This window comes from Moraxella tarda (assembly GCF_035181405.1).
GTDB lineage: Bacteria > Pseudomonadota > Gammaproteobacteria > Pseudomonadales > Moraxellaceae > Moraxella.
Genome location: NZ_JAYGGV010000007.1, coordinates 31,500 through 49,843, shown reverse-complemented (window position 1 = coordinate 49,843; position 18,344 = coordinate 31,500). Strand labels below are relative to the sequence as shown.

The window sequence follows — 18,344 nt, the reverse complement described above, 5'->3', positions numbered from 1 at the left end:
TTTAATCAATATTTTAGTGGAATATAGAATGGGGAAAATCCATGAAGGCTTTGCTTGTTGTTGATGTACAAAATGGTTTTATTGATGGTAATTTGGCGGTGGAAAATGCCAAAAATATCATTCCTACCGTAAATGCCCTGATTGAGCAGTTTGATACTGTCATTTTGACCCAAGACCATCACCCTGCCGACCATATTTCTTTTTATCAAAATCATGTTGGTAAAGCTCCTTTGGATACCATCGAATTGTCTTATGGTACTCAAGTTTTATGGAATGAGCACTGTGTACAGGGTACTTTAGATGCAGATTTTCACACTGATTTGAAGACCGATAAAGCACATTTGATCATCAGAAAGGGTCATCGCCGCCATATTGATAGCTATTCAGCTTTTATGGAGGCAGACAGATCGACCAAAACAGGACTGACAGGCTACCTGAAAGAGTGCGGTATTGATAGCGTTTATATCGTGGGTATTGCTACTGATTTTTGTGTGGCATGGACAGCAATTGATGCGGTGGATTTTGGGTTTGAATGTGTTGTGATTACAGATGCGACCGCACCAATTGATATTAATGGTTCTTTGGATAAGGCAATGGCAGACATGACAATGGCGGGCGTGAAATTCATGCAGTCAAAAGATATTTTAAATCAGTAATTTGTCGTGTTTTTTTATATTTTTTTAAAAAATGCTTGCCGAATTTTTAAAACTGTGTATAATACACAGCGTTGAGACAATATCTTAAGATGGTATGTTATACAACTTGGGGTCGTGGCGAAATTGGTAGACGCACCAGATTTAGGTTCTGGCGCCGCGAGGTGTGAGAGTTCGAGTCTCTCCGACCCCACCATATTTCAAAACCAATAATCGTATGATTATTGGTTTATTTGTATGTCAAAAAGTTTTTTTGACATGATTTTTTTTGGTGTGAAGGGCTAACATGAGACATTTTTTATTTGATATCATTTTTACAGTGGTGTGCTTTTTCATTGCTGCTTGGTGGGGTTATTCTCATGGGGGTATTTCAGGTGCATTACTTGCAATCGGCGTAACTGCCATTTTGGCAGTCATGGAAGTGTCGTTGTCTTTTGATAACTCGGTGGTGAATGCCTCAATATTAAAAGGCTGGAATGATTTTTGGAAAAAGATTTTCTTGACGGTTGGTATGCTTGTGGCGGTCTTTGGCATGCGTCTTGTATTCCCCATTGTGATTGTTGCGATTACAGCTAATTTGGGCATGCTTGAAGTTGTTGATTTGGCACTTAACAATCCAACGCAATACTCGCAACATCTAAACGCCCATCATGCTGAAATTTCTGCCTTTGGCGGTATGTTTTTGCTGCTTGTATTTTTAAATTTTTTATTTGGTGACAAGGATATTCATTGGTTTACTTGGCTTGAATCTCGCTTGGTGCGTTTTAGTAAGGTGGATGCGATGAGTGTATTCATTGCACTGGTGGTATTGATGATATCAATGAGCTGGGTTGATGAAGCTAAAGAGTCTGCGGTGCTACTTGCTGGCGTTTGGGGTGTGCTGGTTTATTTGGGTGTAAGCGTATTATCTGCACTCTTAGAAGGTGAAGCCGATGCTGATGAGGTGGTTTGTGATGCCAAAGGCAACCCCATTACCAATACCACAGGTGTATCTCCCACCATCTTAAAAGGCGGTATGGCAGGCTTTTTGTATCTAGAAGTGCTAGATGCCTCGTTTAGTTTTGATGGTGTGATTGGGGCATTTGCCATTACCAATGATGTTGTGATCATCATGCTTGGTCTTGCCATTGGTGCGATGTTTGTGCGTTCAATGACAATTTATTTGGTGGAAAAAGGCACGCTTAGCGAGTTTGTGTATCTAGAACATGGTGCACACTATGCCATTGGTGCACTTGCCATCATCATGTTGTTATCAACCAAATTTCATGTGCCTGAGATTATTACAGGTTTGATCGGTGTGGCCTTTATTGCTTTGTCCTTGTATAATTCAATACAATATAACAAAAAAAATGCTGATTGAAAGAATCTAAATTGACAACTCTTAAGACAAAAAAAGATGACCAAGTGTTTAAAAATTTAAAAAAGCACTGGTCATTTTTTGTAAAGTTATGTATAATGGATAAAATCTATATCAAGCGAGTAAAAATGAAATTGATAATGGTAAAGTCTGGTTGTTATCATACACCACGCCTTACTATTTTTCAAAATTTCATTTTTATTCGCTTTTTTATGGCAAAAATTTAATAAAAATATAGGATAAGGCGATGACAAAAGCAATCTTAGCACTGACTGACGGCACGGTTTTTCACGGCAAATCCATGGGGGCAAGTGGCACAACCACAGGCGAAGTGGTCTTTAACACGGCGATGACAGGCTACCAAGAGATTTTGACCGACCCAAGCTACGCTGAACAAATCGTTACCTTAACTTATCCGCACATCGGCAACACAGGCTGTAATAGCGAAGATGCCGAGTCTGGACGCATTCATAAAGTGTGGGCGAGTGGTTTGATTATCCGTGATTTGCCATTATTGTACAGTAATTTTCGTGGCAAGATGTCATTAAGTGATTATTTAAAGCAGCATAATATTGTCGCTATTTCTGACATTGACACCCGTAAACTTACCCGCATTTTACGGCAAAAAGGCGCACAAAATGGAGCGATTGTCGCAGGGGATAACATTACTGATGAACAAGCGATTGAACTTGCAAGAAGTTTTAAAGGGTTAAATGGTTTGGATTTAGCCAAAGAATGTTGCGACCCAAATGGGTTTGAATGGACACAAGGTTCTTGGGATTTAAAATTAAGCAATAGTGGCGAAAGCTTTAAAAAACCAGAATTAAAATACAATGTCGTGGCGTATGATTATGGCGTTAAGACCAATATTTTAAGAATGCTTGCCGATAGGGGTTGTAAGCTCACGGTCGTGCCAGCGACAACGCCAGCCAGCGAAGTTTTGGCATTAAACCCAGACGGTATTTTCTTATCCAATGGTCCAGGTGACCCGTCTGCGTGCGGTTATGCCATTGATAGCATTCGCACCATTTGCGATACCACCAAAATTCCTGTGTTTGGCATCTGCCTAGGGCATCAACTTTTGGCACTGGCAAGTGGGGCTAGCACGGTGAAAATGCCACACGGACATCACGGTGCCAACCACCCTGTGCAAAAGCTTGATGATGGCACGGTGATGATTACTTCACAAAACCACGGCTTTGCGGTGGACGAAAGCACCTTGCCAAGCAATTTACGCACCACGCACCGCTCACTGTTTGACGGCACCAATCAAGGCATTGAACGCACCGACCGTGTGGCGTTTAGCTTTCAAGGACACCCCGAAGCCAGTCCCGGTCCACACGATTGCTCGCCGCTGTTTGATAGATTTGTAAGTGAGATTGAGAAGTTTAGAGGGTAAATTTTAGCTATTAAAATGATTTTGATTTTATTGAGATAAACACATCAAATTTAAAAAACTTATTTAAGAGAAAATGATGATTTTTAATAACCGCGAGTGCCGTGACCAGTGCCGTGCTTTAACATTAAAGTTAATGAGTGACAGTCAAATTCGTAAACGCCAAGAGATCTATCAAGAAGTTATTAGGCGGGGAGAATTTTCTGATGAAGTTTTGGATTTGCGTTTTGATTTTGGTCAGTCAAAAGTAGAGAATGCGATTGCTTGGGCAATTACTTCTTTAACTAAAGCAGGTATTTTAAATCGTATTAGTAAAGCTACCTACCAAATTACACCAACTGGCTTAAAAATGGCACAGCTATGGCAAGATAAAACAGAGATTAGCGAAAAACTGTATAGTGAAGTTGATTTGCCTGAATGGGAAAGCTATCTAAAAAGTAGAGTAGAAATTAAAGATAGAGAGAAACAGTCAGACGATATAATGATTGCAGTTAGTGATAATGATGAAATAGATTTTGAGACCCAAGCTAAAAATGCCATCAAAGAAATTGAAACTGAAATTGCGGTTGAATTGTTAAATAAATTGCAACAAGGTACGCCATTATTTTTTGAAAAAGCAGTTTTAAAATTATTGCTTGCAATGGGTTATGGTGGTAAAGAAAATTTGTTTGAGCATACTGGTAAATCTCACGATGGCGGTATTGATGGTGTGATTAAACAAGATCCATTAGGCATTCAAAATATTTACATTCAAGCCAAAAGATATGCCAGCGAGAATAGCGTAGGGTCAAAAGAACTGCAATCTTTTTTGGGGGCATTGCAGGGCAATGGTGTAGATAGGGGTGTATTTATCACGACTTCTTCATTTACCAAGTCAGCCAAAGAATATACCCAAAAACTATTGGGTAGAATTGTATTAATTGACGGAAAAGAATTGGTAACTTTGATGATTAAGTACAAAGTAGGTACTCAAATCAAAGAAGTACTAGAAATTTGCGAAATTGATGAAGATTTTTTTGAGTAATGATAACTTCACAAATTCTAGATAAATTCAACCTAACCCTTGAACAAAATCGTTTTCTGGCTCGTAAAAATATTGTGGAAGTTATTCATAGCATTTCACGGCTAGAAAATGTCAATACCACTTTTCCCCAAACCAAAACCATTATTGATGGTATGGGCGTAAGTGGTGTTTCTACCCACGACATTCAAGTGGTGTTAAATTTAAAAAATGCGTGGCAGTTTATTTTATCATCGGATAATGAATTTGATTTGGAATTTGCTTGTAAAGTAAATAGTTATGTCGCTTATAATGAAAGTCTTGCTTGGGGCGAATTACGCACAGGCAATGTTGGCATTAGTGGCGTAAGTTATGTGCCTGATATTCCCGTACAATCCGAAGTTGAAAAAACTTTAAATGATTTTAAAACCTTGCCAATATCAAATACACATCGTATTTTAAAAACAATGTATTATATGATGAGAAGTCAGTTATTTTGGGACGGTAATAAACGCACAGCGTTAATTTGTGCTAATTATCAGCTAATGGCGGCGGGCTGTGGTGTGTTAAATATCAATGAAAGTCAGCTTGAAATTTGGAATGCTTTATTATCCGAATTTTATGAAACGAATAATGATGAAAAAATTGTGGCGTGGACTTATGAGCATTGTTTATATGGAATGACGATTTAGCTATTTTTTATTAAGTAATTAACCAATGGCAGATATTTTTTATTTTTTTGAATTAAGTTATGCTAAAAGGTCATTAGAAAAACCTTTTATTAAAGCTATTTTAAATAATTTTTCAGAAGATGAAATTTATGATTGTTGTGTATATGTAAATAATAGCCCATACAATTTACAATTCCATTTAGAGGTGTTTTTTGTAAATGAAACTGCTAGAAAAAAATTTGATGAATGGTTGAGAGAAAATTTTCCCGATAAGATAATAAAGAGAAATATTAGGAACATTGAACTACTTTGTTCTGGTAATGCAATAAACTTCAATAGAAAAAATTCTGATATGATTGATTTTTTGATTAATGAAAATTCTAGTTTCTTATTCTTTTTTGTTGAAGAAAATAGATTACAAGAATTAAATCCAAGCTATAAAAAAGCATATACACATATTCCAAAAATATTTCTAAGTCATTCATCATTGGATAAAGAAAAAATTGTAGAGCCAATATATGAATATCTACAAAGTCGCCAAATCCCTGTCTGGCTTGATAAGTATGAGATAGATTATGGTGATAATATATATCAAAAGGTAAGTGAGGGGATTGATAATTCTGAGTTTGCTATTTTTGTTATTACAGAAAACTTTTTTAATAGCAAATGGGCAAAAGAGGAATTATCCTCAATGATTGACCTTGTATTTAATGATAATAGTCTAGTTATTGTAGATATGAAAGACAAAACTGATATTCCAAAGTTGATTTCAAGTAGGAAATATATGGAGTGGAATAATGGTTGTTGTTTGAATGATGTTGTGGATTTACTTAACCGAAAATTAAAACTGTAAAGAGAGACCCCTATGCCAAAACGCACCGACATTAACTCCATTCTTATCATCGGCGCAGGCCCTATTGTCATCGGACAAGCCTGTGAATTTGACTATTCAGGCGCCCAAGCGTGCAAAGCCTTGCGTGAAGAGGGCTATCGTGTCATCTTGGTCAATTCCAACCCTGCCACGATTATGACCGACCCGTCAATGGCAGACGCTACGTATATTGAGCCGATTACTTGGCAGACGGTTGCCAAAATCATTGAAAAAGAACGCCCAGACGCCATTTTGCCGACAATGGGCGGACAAACTGCCCTAAACTGTGCGTTGGATTTGGACAAACACGGTATTTTGGACAAGTTTAATTGTGAATTGATTGGTGCAAGCAAAGACGCCATTCAAAAAGCCGAAGACCGCCATTTGTTTGACCAAGCGATGAAAAAAATTGGGCTAGAATGCCCCAAATCCGCCATTGCCGAGACGATGGACGAAGCGGTTAGTATTCAAGAACAATTTGGCTTCCCTGTTATCATTCGTCCAAGTTTTACAATGGGCGGAAGTGGTGGCGGTATTGCCTATAACAAGCAAGAATTTGTAGAAATTTGCACACGAGGTTTTGATTTATCGCCCACCCACCAACTTTTGATTGACGAGAGTTTAATCGGTTGGAAAGAGTATGAAATGGAAGTCGTGCGAGACAAAAACGACAACTGCATTATTGTTTGCTCCATTGAAAACTTTGACCCAATGGGCGTGCATACAGGCGACTCAATCACGGTCGCCCCTGCCCAAACTTTGACCGACAAAGAATATCAGCTCATGCGTAATGCGTCCATTGCCGTTTTGCGTGAGATTGGCGTAGAGACAGGCGGTTCAAATGTGCAATTTGGTATCAATCCTGACAATGGGCGAATGGTGGTCATTGAAATGAACCCACGAGTGAGCCGTTCATCTGCTTTGGCAAGTAAGGCGACAGGCTTTCCGATTGCCAAAATCGCTGCCAAATTGGCGGTCGGTTACACCCTTGACGAACTCAAAAACGACATCACAGGGGGTGTTACGCCTGCGTCTTTTGAGCCTGCTTTGGATTATGTGGTTACCAAAATCCCACGATTTAATTTTGAAAAATTTGCCGCCGCCGACAATACTTTGACCACACAAATGAAATCGGTGGGCGAGGTGATGGCGATTGGGCGTAATTTTAGCGAGAGCCTACAAAAAGCCTTGCGTGGACTTGAAATTGGCGTATCAGGTTTTGATGAGATTGTGCCTGACCATTTACACAAAGACGAAGCGGTCAATTTAATCAAAAACAAACTGACCACGCCCACGCCAGAACGCATTTTTTATCTTGCCGAAGCGTTTAGAAATGGGTTCACTATTGATGAAGTGTTTGAGCTTTGCAACATTGACCGTTGGTTTTTAAGTTATATTGACGACATTGTCAAAACCGAAAACCACATTAAATCATTGGGCGTGAGCGATTTGACTTATGACAATATTTTTGCGTTTAAAAGAAAAGGCTTGTCGGATATTCGCATTAGCCATTTGATGGGCATTAGCCAAAAACAATTGAGAAAAAAACGTTGGGAGCTTGGCGTATTCCCCATTTATAAGCGAGTGGACAGCTGTGCAGGCGAGTTTGAAAGTGCCACCGCTTATATGTATTCAAGCTATGATGACGAATGCGAGGCAAACCCAAGCGATACCGACAAAATTATGGTCATCGGCGGTGGTCCTAACCGCATTGGGCAGGGCATTGAGTTTGATTATTGCTGTGTGCACGCAAGTTTGGCAATGCGTGAGGACGGCTATCAAACCATTATGGTAAACTGCAATCCAGAGACCGTCTCTACCGATTATGACACGTCAGACCGCTTGTATTTTGAGCCGATTACGCTAGAAGATGTGCTAGAAATTGTGCGTATTGAACAGCCCAAAGGCGTGATTGTGCAATATGGCGGACAAACGCCACTCAAATTGGCAAGGGCATTAGAAGAAGCAGGCGTGCCGATTATTGGCACAAGCGTGGATGCCATTGACCGTGCCGAAGACCGTGAACGCTTTAAGGCGATGATTGATAAGCTGGGCTTAAAACAGCCCAATAACAGCATTGTCAAATCTTTTGATGAAGGCGTGCAAGAAGCCCAAAAGGTGGGCTATCCTTTGGTGGTGCGTCCGTCTTATGTGCTTGGCGGACGGGCAATGGAGATTGTCTATAATGAAGATGAGCTTAAAAAATACTTGCGTGATGCGGTGCAAGCGTCCAGCGATAGCCCTGTTTTGCTAGACCGATTCTTGGACGATGCCATAGAGGTTGATGTGGACTGCGTGGCGGACGGCACAGATGTGGTCATTGGTGGCATTATGCAACACATTGAGCAAGCAGGCGTGCATTCTGGCGACTCGGCGTGTTCTATTCCGCCCTATTCGCTAAGCCAAGACATTCAAGATCAAATGCGACAGCAGACCGCGCTTATGGCAAAAGAGCTTGGCGTGGTGGGTCTTATGAATGTGCAATTTGCCGTCAAGGGGCAAGACATTTATGTGCTTGAAGTCAATCCACGAGCGTCTCGCACCGTGCCATTTGTCTCCAAATGTATCGGCAAATCGCTTGCCAAAATCGCCGCACGCTGTATGGCAGGGCAAAGTTTGCGTGAGCAGGGCTTTACCACTGAAATCGTGCCAACCCATTTTAGCGTCAAAGAAGCGGTGTTCCCCTTTGCCAAATTTATTGGCGTGGACCCTGTTTTGGGGCCTGAAATGAAGTCCACAGGCGAGGTGATGGGCGTGGGCAAAACCTTTGGCGAGGCTTATTATAAAGCGGTGCTGGGCTCTGGCGATAGATTGACAGGCTTGCCTGTCAATGGCGAGACCAAAACCGCCTTTATTTCGGTGCGTGATAGCGATAAAGCAGGCGTGGTAGAAGTTGCCAAACGGTTGGCAAGTTTTGGTTTTAAGCTTATTGCCACAGGTGGCACGCACACCGTACTCACCGACAATGGTGTGGCGTGTAGCCGCGTCAATAAAGTCAATGAGGGGCGACCGCACATCGTGGACGCCATCAAAAACGGTCAAGTGCATTTGATTGTCAATACCACCGAGGGCAAGCAAGCCCATATTGATTCGTTTTCTATCCGCCGTGAGGCCTTGCAACACAAAGTTTTTAATGCTTCCACCTTGAATGGTGCAAAAGCCGTATGCGATGCCTATGAGTTGGTATTGCCGTTTGAAGTGTATAAATTGCAGGGTTTGTAATCACAGGCTTTGTAGATGAGTAATCATCTTGGCCAGTGTGTTTATTTGGATTATGAATCTTTTGTGATGTTTTTTTTGAATGAGCTTACACCCCAAAGAGTCAATACTTTGGGGTTTTTGCTTTATGTTTTTGATGAATTTGTGTGGCTAGAAGACCCACTTTGACTTGTATTTAAAAATCTGATCACATGATTTGCCAATGATGATTTGGTTAAATCATCATTTTGGTTTGATGTTAGAAGCTTTTGTGTCTGGTATATGATTATATTATTGAATTTGGGTCATCTCCCAAATGGTATGCAACGCAGCCAATGCCACGACAGGGGCGGTCTCGGTGCGTAGTATTCGCTCGCCAATCGTCCATGTATAAAAATTATGTTCTGTAGCAAGCTTAATCTCGGCAGGAGTTAATCCACCTTCGCCACCAACAAGTAAAGCGATGTTTTGTGGTAGCTTATCTTTATGACGACTAAAATTCACTTGCCCATCACTGATTGCTAGGACTAATTTTAGCTCATCTTGGCAGGATTTGACAAAATTAGTGAGAGAAATGGGCGGTAAGATTTTTGGGATTAGGTTGAGACCGCATTGTTCGCAGGCAGATACTGCCACAGCCTGCCAATGATTGATTTTTTTCTTGTCTCGCTCGTATTTTAAATGTTCCTGACAGCGTTCACTGGTGAGCAACTGAATGTCAGATACGCCCATTTCACACGCCTTTTGTATGGCGTAGTCCATGCGTTCTCCACGACTCATGACCAAACCCAAATGAACGCTAAATGGCGGTGTGCGATTGATGGGGACATACGCATCAATATGAACAATGGCAGATTTTTTGTCAATGTGAGTGAGCGTGGCGGTATATTCTCCACCTTGACCGTTGAACAGCGTGGCGATATCACCCTTTTTGGCACGAAGTACCTTACCCCAATGGTGTGTTACATCGTCAGGTAGGGTAAAATCTTCACCAATGCTTGGTGTATTTGTGATAAAAAAACGGCTCATAAATAAGGCTCAATCAGAAATAAATAACCCATAAAAGCAATGTTGGCAATGATACTTAGCCAAAAGATAAGCTGAAATTCGGTTTTTTGTGTCTTGTGTCGCAGACAGTGCTGAGCAAAAGCACCACCAATCCAGCCGCCGAATAATGCCCACATATGCAAACTTCGTTCAGGTGTGCGTTGTTCATCATACTTGGCGGCTTTTTTGTCAAGAGCGTACAGTATATAGCTTGCTAGACTGCTCAGCAAATAGATGATGGGCACTGATATTGGTAGGATTTTTATAAAAAATAGCCCAATAATAATCAGTGTATAAACAGATGCAAAATAGCACGCCCATCGTGAGCGTGATTTTTGTGATTTTGGCTGTGTCATTAATCAAACTTAAGTTTTTTTATAAAGATAAGAAAATGACAACAGTTTTTGTCGTCATTTTCTTTTTTTTTTGGTTGTGATTAATATTTGTATTCATCAGATTTAAACGGACCATTTACGCTTACGCCCAAATAGTCTGCTTGTTCTGGTGTTAGTTTGGTAATCACACCATTAAAGCCTGCAACCATCGCCGCTGCGACTTCTTCGTCCAGCTTTTTGGGCAGTACTTTGACATATAAATTGTCTGCTTTTTTGTCATCTGGCAAGTCGGCAAATTTTTCTTGGTATAAATGAATCTGAGCCAGTACCTGATTGGCAAATGAACCATCCATAATACGAGATGGATGCCCTGTGGCATTACCCAAATTGACAAGGCGTCCCTCTGATAGGACAATCAGATAATCACCATCATTATCTGAACGATAAACTTGGTGTACCTGTGGTTTGACCTCTACCCATTGCCAATTTTGACGCATAAAATCGGTATCAATTTCGGTGTCAAAATGCCCAATATTACAGACGACGGCGGTAGACTTTAATGCTTTTAACATTTCGCTGTCGCACACATGATAGTTGCCTGTTGTGGTAACCACAAGATCGGTATCTTGTAATAGTGCCTTGTTCACGCCTTTTGTACTATCGCCTTCTACATAAGGTGATACCAGCTCATAGCCGTCCATGCACGCTTGCATGGCACAGATTGGGTCAATCTCGCTCACTCGCACAATCATACCTTCTTGGCGTAGGCTTTGGGCTGAGCCTTTACCCACATCGCCATAGCCAATGACAAATGCACGGCGACCAGACAATAGCATATCCGTGCCACGCTTGATGGCGTCATTTAAAGAATGGCGGCAGCCGTATTTGTTGTCATTTTTGGACTTGGTAACCGCATCATTGACATTGATGGCAGGGACTTTTAGCGTACCTTTGCTTAGCATTTCAATCAAGCGATGTACGCCCGTTGTGGTTTCTTCAGAGATGCCATGAATGCCTGCTAGCATTTGTGGGTATTTATTGTGAATTAAGGCGGTCAAATCACCACCATCATCAAGAATTAAATTAGCGTCCCATAACTGGCCGTCTTTGTGAATTTGCTGTTCTAGGCACCATTCATATTCTGCCTCAGTTTCCCCTTTCCATGCAAAAACAGGGATACCAGCTGCTGCAATCGCTGCTGCTGCATGGTCTTGGGTGGAGAAAATGTTGCACGATGTCCAGCGAACCTCTGCCCCAAGCGCAACCAATGTTTCTATTAATACGGCTGTCTGAATGGTCATGTGAATACAGCCAACAATTTTTGCCCCTTTTAATGGTGCATCGGCTTGATAACGCTTGCGAAGCCCCATCAAAGCAGGCATTTCAGTTTCGGCAAGTTTGATCTCTTTGCGACCAAATTCGGCAAGGCTGATGTCGGCAACTTTGTAATCTATGAATGTAGACACTGCGTCCACTCCTTATAAGAATTGATAAAAAACGGATTGGCAGATGTCGTTAATTTTTTCTTTGCTACAAAACGGACAAAGAAAGCCAAGCCTCATAAATTTTTTTAAGAAAAATTTACTGCAACATCTCTTGGCATGACCTAACATTATAGCAAATCTTGGGTATTTTAGAAATCAAAATCTCTCATTGGTTGGTGGGTGTTTTTTTAAGGTGTTTGGCATGATGATAAAACACCAAAAATACTTTTTATTGTCATTAATATAGCATTGGTCGCTTAAAGATTTTGGCTTGTGTTTGCTGTTAAAAGTTGATAGCATGGCAATTTGTTGTTTGTGGCATCACGCCCTAATTTAATACTAGGTTTAAAAAAACGGTGGAAATGAATGCGTCTTAAAGTAGTAATGCTTTTATTGATGGTAATTTGGGGAATTTTGTCAAACCAGATGAGCCATGCCAACCCTGCCGCCAGTGTGTTAAATTCCGCCACTGCACAAAGCACATCACAGGCCAAAGATACTTTTGGGCGTGATACACCAAGGGGTGCGGTGCAGGGCTTTATGAATGCCATTCGTGATGACGATGCAGTTTTGGCATTAAATTATCTTGATGGGCATTATTTATCAAAGACGAAAGCCACTGATGTTGATGTTGTTGAGCATTTTAAACGAGCGTTAGATGCTGGTGGGCGACTTGATGCTGATTTGCAAATCAGTGGCGAAACTGTAGGAAATTTATCGGATAATTTGCCAAGTAATATTGATAAAGTCGGCGAAATTTATTTGGATAATGATGAACCGATTGACATTTTAATGGTGCGTCATGAAAGTGATGACGGTACGGTGTATTGGCAATTTTCTGCAGAGACGCTGTCTGTACTTCCACAAATTACCAAGTCTGCACCTACGCTGGCTCAAAAAATGAGACTAGATAAGCTGTCCAAATACCATGCGTTTGGAGCAAATGTTGGTGATGTTGTCGCACTTGTTATTTTGGTGTTGGGAGCATACCTATGTGTTTATGTGTTGGTATGGTTGTTTTATTGGGTAACCAAGCTATTGTATCAAAGCACAACAGGCAAAGCCTATCGAGTAACACCAACTGTCATCATGCCCTTATCACTCATCATCGTGGCGATGTTCTTGCCTGAGATCATGCTAAAGGCAGGCGTACCTGTAACTTTGCGTTCTTCTTTTGGGCGGTTTAAGGACATCATTGCTTGGGGTGCATCGGCGTGGCTTGTACTGCGGTTGATTGATGCTTTGTTTAACCGTGCCGAAGCGATAAGCTTAAAGCGTAACAGCCCTGAGCAGGTATCGATTTTAAGCCTGATAAGAAAAGTTGCCAAAGCATTAATGCTTATTTTGGCAATCATCATTATTTTGGGCAGTTTTGGTTTTGATTTGACGACAGGTATTGCAGCTTTAGGGGTGGGTGGTTTGGCACTTGCTTTTGGTGCCCAAAAGACCATAGAAAACCTGATTGGCTCGGTTGTTGTGGTTGCTGACCGACCTGTGCGGGTGGGCGATTATTGTCGCTTTGGCAATTTAGAAGGCACGGTGATAGATATTGGCATTCGTTCTAGTCGAATTAGGACATTAAATAGAACGGTGGTAACTGTGCCAAATGGTGATTTTTCATCAATGCAGATTGAAAATTATGCCACACGAGATATGTTTCATTTTTTGCACCATCTGTACATCACTCGAGATACTGATGTTGATGAGCTTGGTAAAATGATTCATGAACTGCCATCATTCATTGATGGCCATGAGTATGTTAATACCGAGTGGACGCAGGTGCATATTATTGAATTGCGACAAGACTGCTTTGTGGTACAGATACGCTGTTATGTTGATGCCAAAGATGTGATTGAGTTTTATGATAAACAAAGCCAGCTGATTTTGGATATTTTAAATCAGGTTAAAAATTATGCCATCACTCACGCATTGCCTAGCCAAATGATGTATTTACAAAAAGACAAACCGCAAGACAAAACAAAAGATGAACCTATAAAAATAGATGAAAATGCGTTATAATGCAATGATTTAAAGAGTTAGTGATATCATGTTTACAGACAGCCACTGCCATTTAACCTATTTAAAATTAGACAACCACGAGCATGATCCGCAGTGCCTTTTAAATGCCATGAAATCGGCTAAGGTCAGCCGTGCGATGGCGATTATGTGCCATTTTGATGAATTTAATGACATCAAAGCGTGGGTTGATAGGTCAGATGATGAGCTGTGCATTGGCATGAGCGTGGGCTTACATCCTTGTCAAGATGCCCATGATTTATCTGGTGTTACAAGCGAGCAGTTAATTTCTTTTAATCATGATAAAGTCTGGGCTTTTGGAGAGACGGGGCTAGATTATTATTGGGATACAACTAAAAAGCAAGCTCAAAAACACAGTTTTGCCACACACATTCATGCCAGCAAAACCACCAAAAAACCCATCATTGTGCATACCCGAGCTGCTTATCATGACACGCTAGATGTGCTGACAGCAGAAAGGTGCGAGCATGGCATCATTCATTGCTTTACAGAAGATTATGCTTTTGCCAAGCGTGTGCTTGATTTGGGCATGTATGTCTCATTTTCTGGGATTATAAGTTTTAATAAATCCCAAGCGTTGCGAGATGTCGCTGCCAAATTACCTCTTGATCGCATTTTAATTGAAACAGACAGCCCCTATCTTGCCCCTGTGCCAAAGCGTGGAAAGGATAATGAACCAACTTATGTGCCGTATGTCGCAGATGCTCTTGCTAAGATTTATGGTAAAACAAGCGAAGAAATTGGACAAATTACCAGTCAAAATTTTGATGAGTTGTTGAATCAATATCGTTAAATTATTTCTGAGTCTTTATCGGTTGATTTTACCCATTTGCCATTGTTAAAGCAGGGTCTAACAATGGCAAATAACACTGCAAATGTAAATGGGCTATTGAAATTTATATTTTGAATGAATGGTGCTGTTAAATTACTTCTGGGGCTAACTGTTTTTCAGAATTACACCTTTCCATAATTTCTTAACCCATTTAATCTCCTATTAATGTCCCTTTTCTCATATTCCAATTGCTCGCGTTCTTCATCACTCAATCTATCATTTCTTAATCTTCTATCATAAGTTTCTAATGTTCTTCCTAATAACTTATCTAACTTGTTATGAGCATCCATTTTAGCAAATTCCAATTGCTCACGCTCTTCATCACTTAAGCTATTATCTCTTAATTTTTTATCATATTTTTTTAATATCGTTCTTAATTGTCTTTCATGAGTTTTTGAAACTTGTTCCGCAATTTTAGGGGCATTTTTTACAACTGCAGTTACTCCTGCAACAGCAGACATTCCCAAGACCTTAGCTAAGCCAAAAGCTTTACCAGCATTATCACCATAATACGCATCTTGAACTTCATCTTGATATGTTTTTTTAATGTCATTCCAGCTAAACATGGTTTTCTCCTAAAAATACTAACGTTCAACACAAGATATAATTTTTACAGCACCATTATATCTTGACTTGATTTGTTCTTTTGCTTGACTTGCACTGCTTGCTGTTACTGTTAAACTTGAGACGGAATTTGAACCAGTTCTTTGATATTTAACTGTATAACTTGCCATAAATTTATCCTTTTGATTGAGATTAAAATTGGTTTGAAGAATTTAGATGAAACAAAATTTGTTTTTTATTAAATTCTTGCTTATAATAACAATGTTATCACTCTTAATAAACCAACAAAACTTGGTTTTTCAACCCATTTTTTAGACAAAAAACCTACAAAAAAGGCATATTATGGACATTGCGAAAAACCTTGCTAATTTGCGTAAAGATGAAAACCTTACCCAAGAAAAAATGGCAGAAAAATTGCACATGTCCAAAAATGGCTATGCCAAATTAGAGCGTGGCGAAAGCCGAATTACCGTGGAGCATTTACAAAATATTGCCAACACCTTTAATATTGATATAGAAAAACTGTTAAAAAAAGATAGAGATTTTAATTTAGCATTAGGCGACAATAATATTAACTTTCAAACCAATTATCACACTTCCCAAGAAATAGAAAAATTACAACTGATTATTGACCATCAACAAGAGTTGCTTGCCCAAAAAGACAAACAGATTGAACTGTTAGAACAACTTTTGGCAAAATTATCTTTGATAGAATGATGTTAATGAAAAAATCCACTAACCAGTAAAGTTCTAACTTTTAGCATAGGGGGCTATCATGATCTCATTGGACATTTTACAGCAAGATTGAGAGGAAATTAAAGTGTTATTTTAAGTGCTAAAAGATAATGGAAAGCTCCTTAAACCTACTATTTGCTAAGTTTGCAATTTTAAAATGCGTATTTTAAATTAACAATACTAAATATTGGGGACTGAACCAGATTAACTTCAAACCCCACACCATCTAATCAGCTTAAAATATTGAGAAAATGGTGTGGGATTTAGGGCTTATCTACTACAGCCCCTAAAAAACCAAACAAAAAGCCTGATATTTATCAGGCTTTTTGTTTGGTAAAGTAACTAGATAGGCACCATTAACGCAAACCTTTGCTGTAAAGCTCTTGGTAGCCACCATGGTTAGTTACATTGGTGTAGCCTAAATCCATCAAGGTTTTGCGAGCAACCTCGGCACGCCGACCACTGCGACAGTACAGATTGATGGGTGCGTGCTTATTAGGTTCAATGCTGGCAATTTTCATGGCGATGTCTTGGGGTATGACATTATAAGTGTTAGATAAATGACCTTGTTGGTATTCTTCTGGGGTGCGTACATCAATCCACACACCTGATGCTCTTTTGGCGTGTGATTGGTGTGTTTTGGTGTCTTGGGTTGTTTGTTCTGCTGCCTGCGTGGTGGTGCTTACTGTTAGAGCAAGGCTTGATAGCATGAGTAAAATAAGGGGCTTTTTCATATTGGTCTCTCTGTAAAAATCATCTATAAATATCAGGTCATCATTCAATTGACCCAAATAGGTCATTTAATGCTTCAGACATTGTGGGGTGGGTAAAAATATGGTTGGCAATGTCGCTTGCAGTCATGCCCTGTCGAATTGCTAAATCCATGAAGTTAATCATCTCATGGCTGTTTTCACACAAAAGTTGCACGCCTAATATTTCATCATTTTCAACATTAACTACGGCTTTTAAAATACCGTCCGTTTGCTCATTAATTTTGGCTTTAGGAATGCTATTGGCATACAGCTTGGCAGTTTTGATTGTCAGACCTTGCTCTTTGGCGGTTTTTTCGGTCAATCCAACCGCTGCCAAAGGTGGGTGGGTGAATACAGCATAAGGAAAAGTGCGACCTTTGGTGGTGTATGAACCATCACCCAGCAGATGGCTTTTTACCACACGATAGTCATCAAGCGAGATATAAGTAAACTGTGGAGAGCCTGCAACATCGCCCATTGCGTAGATGTGAGGTTGGCTGGTTTGTAAGTGTTCGTTGACAGCAATAAATCCTTTATCGGTCAGGTTTATGCCTGCATTATCCAAGCCCAATCCATGTGTGTTTGCTCGGCGACCTGTGGCAACCAGTACTGCATTGGCGGTCAATACGCCTTGACTGGTTGTGATGATTGCTTGGTTATCATCATCGCTGACGCTTTCTATCTGAATGCCAGTTTTGACCTCAATGTGTTTGCTGTGCATGATGTCAAGTAGGCTACGACGAATGTCGTCATCTTCTTTAGGCAAAAAAGCATTGTTAGATTCTAAAATTGTAACACGACTGCCAAACCCTGCAAAAGTAAAAGCAAATTCCAAGCCGATATAGCCACCACCAATGATGATCAGTTCATCAGGGTGGTTTTTTAATGCCATCAAACTTGTGCTATCGTGAACAAATTGACTTTCAGACAATCCTACAATTGGTGGCTGCCAGTGATGTGCACCTGTATTGATATAAATATTATCAGCAGTCAAAATAAGGGTCTCGTTTTTTGTTGCAACTGCTATTGTGTATTTATCCAAAAAACTTGCTTGACCTGTGATGACCTGTACGCCATCTAAATTATCCAATTTATCAAAATTGGCACGGTTTAGTTGGTCGACTAGCTCATCTTTTTTATCAACGGCGGTCTTAAGAGAACCTTTGTTTGGTTTATCTGATAAAAAGCTTAATTTTTTTGAAGGAATGCAACCGATGTTAATGCAGGTGCCACCATACATTTGAGATGATTGTTCCACCAGAATCACCGATTTTCCCAACTTGCCAAGCGTGTAAGCAAGAGTCTTGCCTGCTTTACCAAAACCAATGATGAGGTGTTGGGTGTGATGTGTGTTGCTGACTATATCCATGACTTTCCTTATTTAATCTCATCGATTGACAGTTTTTGATGAA

17 protein-coding genes and 1 tRNA gene are annotated in these 18,344 nt (G+C 40.1%); 11 read left to right on the top strand and 7 right to left on the bottom strand.

Going from position 1 to position 18,344, the window contains the following annotated elements; all coding sequences use genetic code 11:
* Nucleotides 1–41: 41 nt before the first annotated feature.
* The 8 genes from U9670_RS08070 to carB all read left to right on the top strand — a co-directional run bounded on the left by U9670_RS08070 (nt 42) and on the right by carB (nt 9,170).
* Entirely contained in the window at nt 42–656 is a 615-nt protein-coding gene (locus U9670_RS08070; protein ID WP_323842330.1) for a nicotinamidase, read from the top strand.
* A gap of 108 nt (nt 657–764) precedes the next feature.
* A tRNA-Leu gene (locus U9670_RS08065) sits at nt 765–849 on the top strand.
* A gap of 90 nt (nt 850–939) precedes the next feature.
* Nucleotides 940–2,013 (top strand): DUF475 domain-containing protein, encoded by a 1,074-nt coding sequence (locus U9670_RS08060; protein WP_323842331.1) that lies wholly within the window; start codon nt 940–942, stop codon nt 2,011–2,013.
* A gap of 244 nt (nt 2,014–2,257) precedes the next feature.
* Nucleotides 2,258–3,409: a glutamine-hydrolyzing carbamoyl-phosphate synthase small subunit gene (gene carA, locus U9670_RS08055; RefSeq protein ID WP_323842332.1), complete on the top strand. Its 1,152-nt coding sequence runs from the start codon at nt 2,258–2,260 to the stop codon at nt 3,407–3,409.
* A 76-nt stretch (nt 3,410–3,485) separates the two neighbouring features.
* Nucleotides 3,486–4,430 carry a restriction endonuclease gene (locus tag U9670_RS08050; protein WP_323842333.1) on the top strand — a complete coding sequence of 315 codons (945 nt, stop codon included), beginning with the start codon at nt 3,486–3,488 and terminating at the stop codon, nt 4,428–4,430.
* Entirely contained in the window at nt 4,430–5,098 is a 669-nt protein-coding gene (locus U9670_RS08045; protein ID WP_323842334.1) for a Fic family protein, read from the top strand. The genes U9670_RS08050 and U9670_RS08045 overlap by 1 nt, the downstream gene beginning before the upstream one ends.
* 25 nt (nt 5,099–5,123) lie before the next feature.
* A complete protein-coding gene (locus U9670_RS08040) occupies nt 5,124–5,930 on the top strand; it encodes a toll/interleukin-1 receptor domain-containing protein (protein WP_323842335.1) in 807 nt (268 codons plus the stop codon).
* Nucleotides 5,931–5,942: 12 nt separating this feature from the next.
* Complete coding sequence (carB, locus tag U9670_RS08035; RefSeq protein ID WP_323842336.1) at nt 5,943–9,170, top strand: carbamoyl-phosphate synthase large subunit; 3,228 nt, start codon at nt 5,943–5,945, stop codon at nt 9,168–9,170.
* A 267-nt stretch (nt 9,171–9,437) separates the two neighbouring features.
* On the opposite strand, the gene U9670_RS08030 is transcribed toward carB, so the two are convergent.
* The 3 genes from U9670_RS08030 to ahcY form a co-directional block, all read right to left on the bottom strand.
* Complete coding sequence (locus U9670_RS08030; protein WP_323842337.1) at nt 9,438–10,175, bottom strand: 16S rRNA (uracil(1498)-N(3))-methyltransferase; 738 nt, start codon at nt 10,173–10,175, stop codon at nt 9,438–9,440.
* A complete protein-coding gene (locus U9670_RS08025; protein WP_323842338.1) occupies nt 10,172–10,549 on the bottom strand; it encodes a DUF1294 domain-containing protein in 378 nt (125 codons plus the stop codon). Before U9670_RS08025 ends, U9670_RS08030 begins: the two co-directional genes overlap by 4 nt.
* Before the next feature lie 80 nt (nt 10,550–10,629).
* Complete coding sequence (gene ahcY / locus U9670_RS08020) at nt 10,630–12,003, bottom strand: adenosylhomocysteinase (RefSeq protein WP_323842339.1); 1,374 nt, start codon at nt 12,001–12,003, stop codon at nt 10,630–10,632.
* A 375-nt stretch (nt 12,004–12,378) separates the two neighbouring features.
* Here ahcY and U9670_RS08015 point away from each other — a divergent pair, with 375 nt between their 5' ends.
* Both U9670_RS08015 and U9670_RS08010 read left to right on the top strand, forming a co-directional pair.
* Complete coding sequence (locus tag U9670_RS08015) at nt 12,379–14,031, top strand: mechanosensitive ion channel family protein (RefSeq protein WP_323842340.1); 1,653 nt, start codon at nt 12,379–12,381, stop codon at nt 14,029–14,031.
* Between the two features lie 28 nt (nt 14,032–14,059).
* Nucleotides 14,060–14,842 (top strand): TatD family hydrolase, encoded by a 783-nt coding sequence (locus U9670_RS08010; protein ID WP_323842341.1) that lies wholly within the window; start codon nt 14,060–14,062, stop codon nt 14,840–14,842.
* 161 nt (nt 14,843–15,003) lie between these two features.
* Here the strand turns inward: U9670_RS08010 and U9670_RS08005 are convergent, their stop codons facing one another.
* A complete protein-coding gene (locus U9670_RS08005) occupies nt 15,004–15,447 on the bottom strand; it encodes a hypothetical protein (protein WP_323842342.1) in 444 nt (147 codons plus the stop codon).
* A gap of 18 nt (nt 15,448–15,465) precedes the next feature.
* Nucleotides 15,466–15,615 (bottom strand): hypothetical protein, encoded by a 150-nt coding sequence (locus U9670_RS08000; RefSeq protein WP_323842343.1) that lies wholly within the window; start codon nt 15,613–15,615, stop codon nt 15,466–15,468.
* A 172-nt stretch (nt 15,616–15,787) separates the two neighbouring features.
* On the opposite strand from U9670_RS08000, the gene U9670_RS07995 reads away from it, so the two are divergent.
* Nucleotides 15,788–16,162 carry a helix-turn-helix domain-containing protein gene (locus tag U9670_RS07995; protein WP_323842344.1) on the top strand — a complete coding sequence of 125 codons (375 nt, stop codon included), beginning with the start codon at nt 15,788–15,790 and terminating at the stop codon, nt 16,160–16,162.
* 374 nt (nt 16,163–16,536) lie between these two features.
* On the opposite strand, the gene U9670_RS07990 is transcribed toward U9670_RS07995, so the two are convergent.
* Together U9670_RS07990 and U9670_RS07985 are read right to left on the bottom strand one after the other, a co-directional pair.
* On the bottom strand, nt 16,537–16,914 hold the full coding sequence (locus tag U9670_RS07990; RefSeq protein WP_323842345.1) for a rhodanese-like domain-containing protein: 378 nt from the start codon (nt 16,912–16,914) through the stop codon (nt 16,537–16,539).
* A 40-nt stretch (nt 16,915–16,954) separates the two neighbouring features.
* Nucleotides 16,955–18,301, bottom strand: a complete 1,347-nt coding sequence (locus U9670_RS07985) for an FAD-dependent oxidoreductase (RefSeq protein ID WP_323842346.1) — start codon at nt 18,299–18,301, stop codon at nt 16,955–16,957.
* Nucleotides 18,302–18,344: the final 43 nt, after the last annotated feature.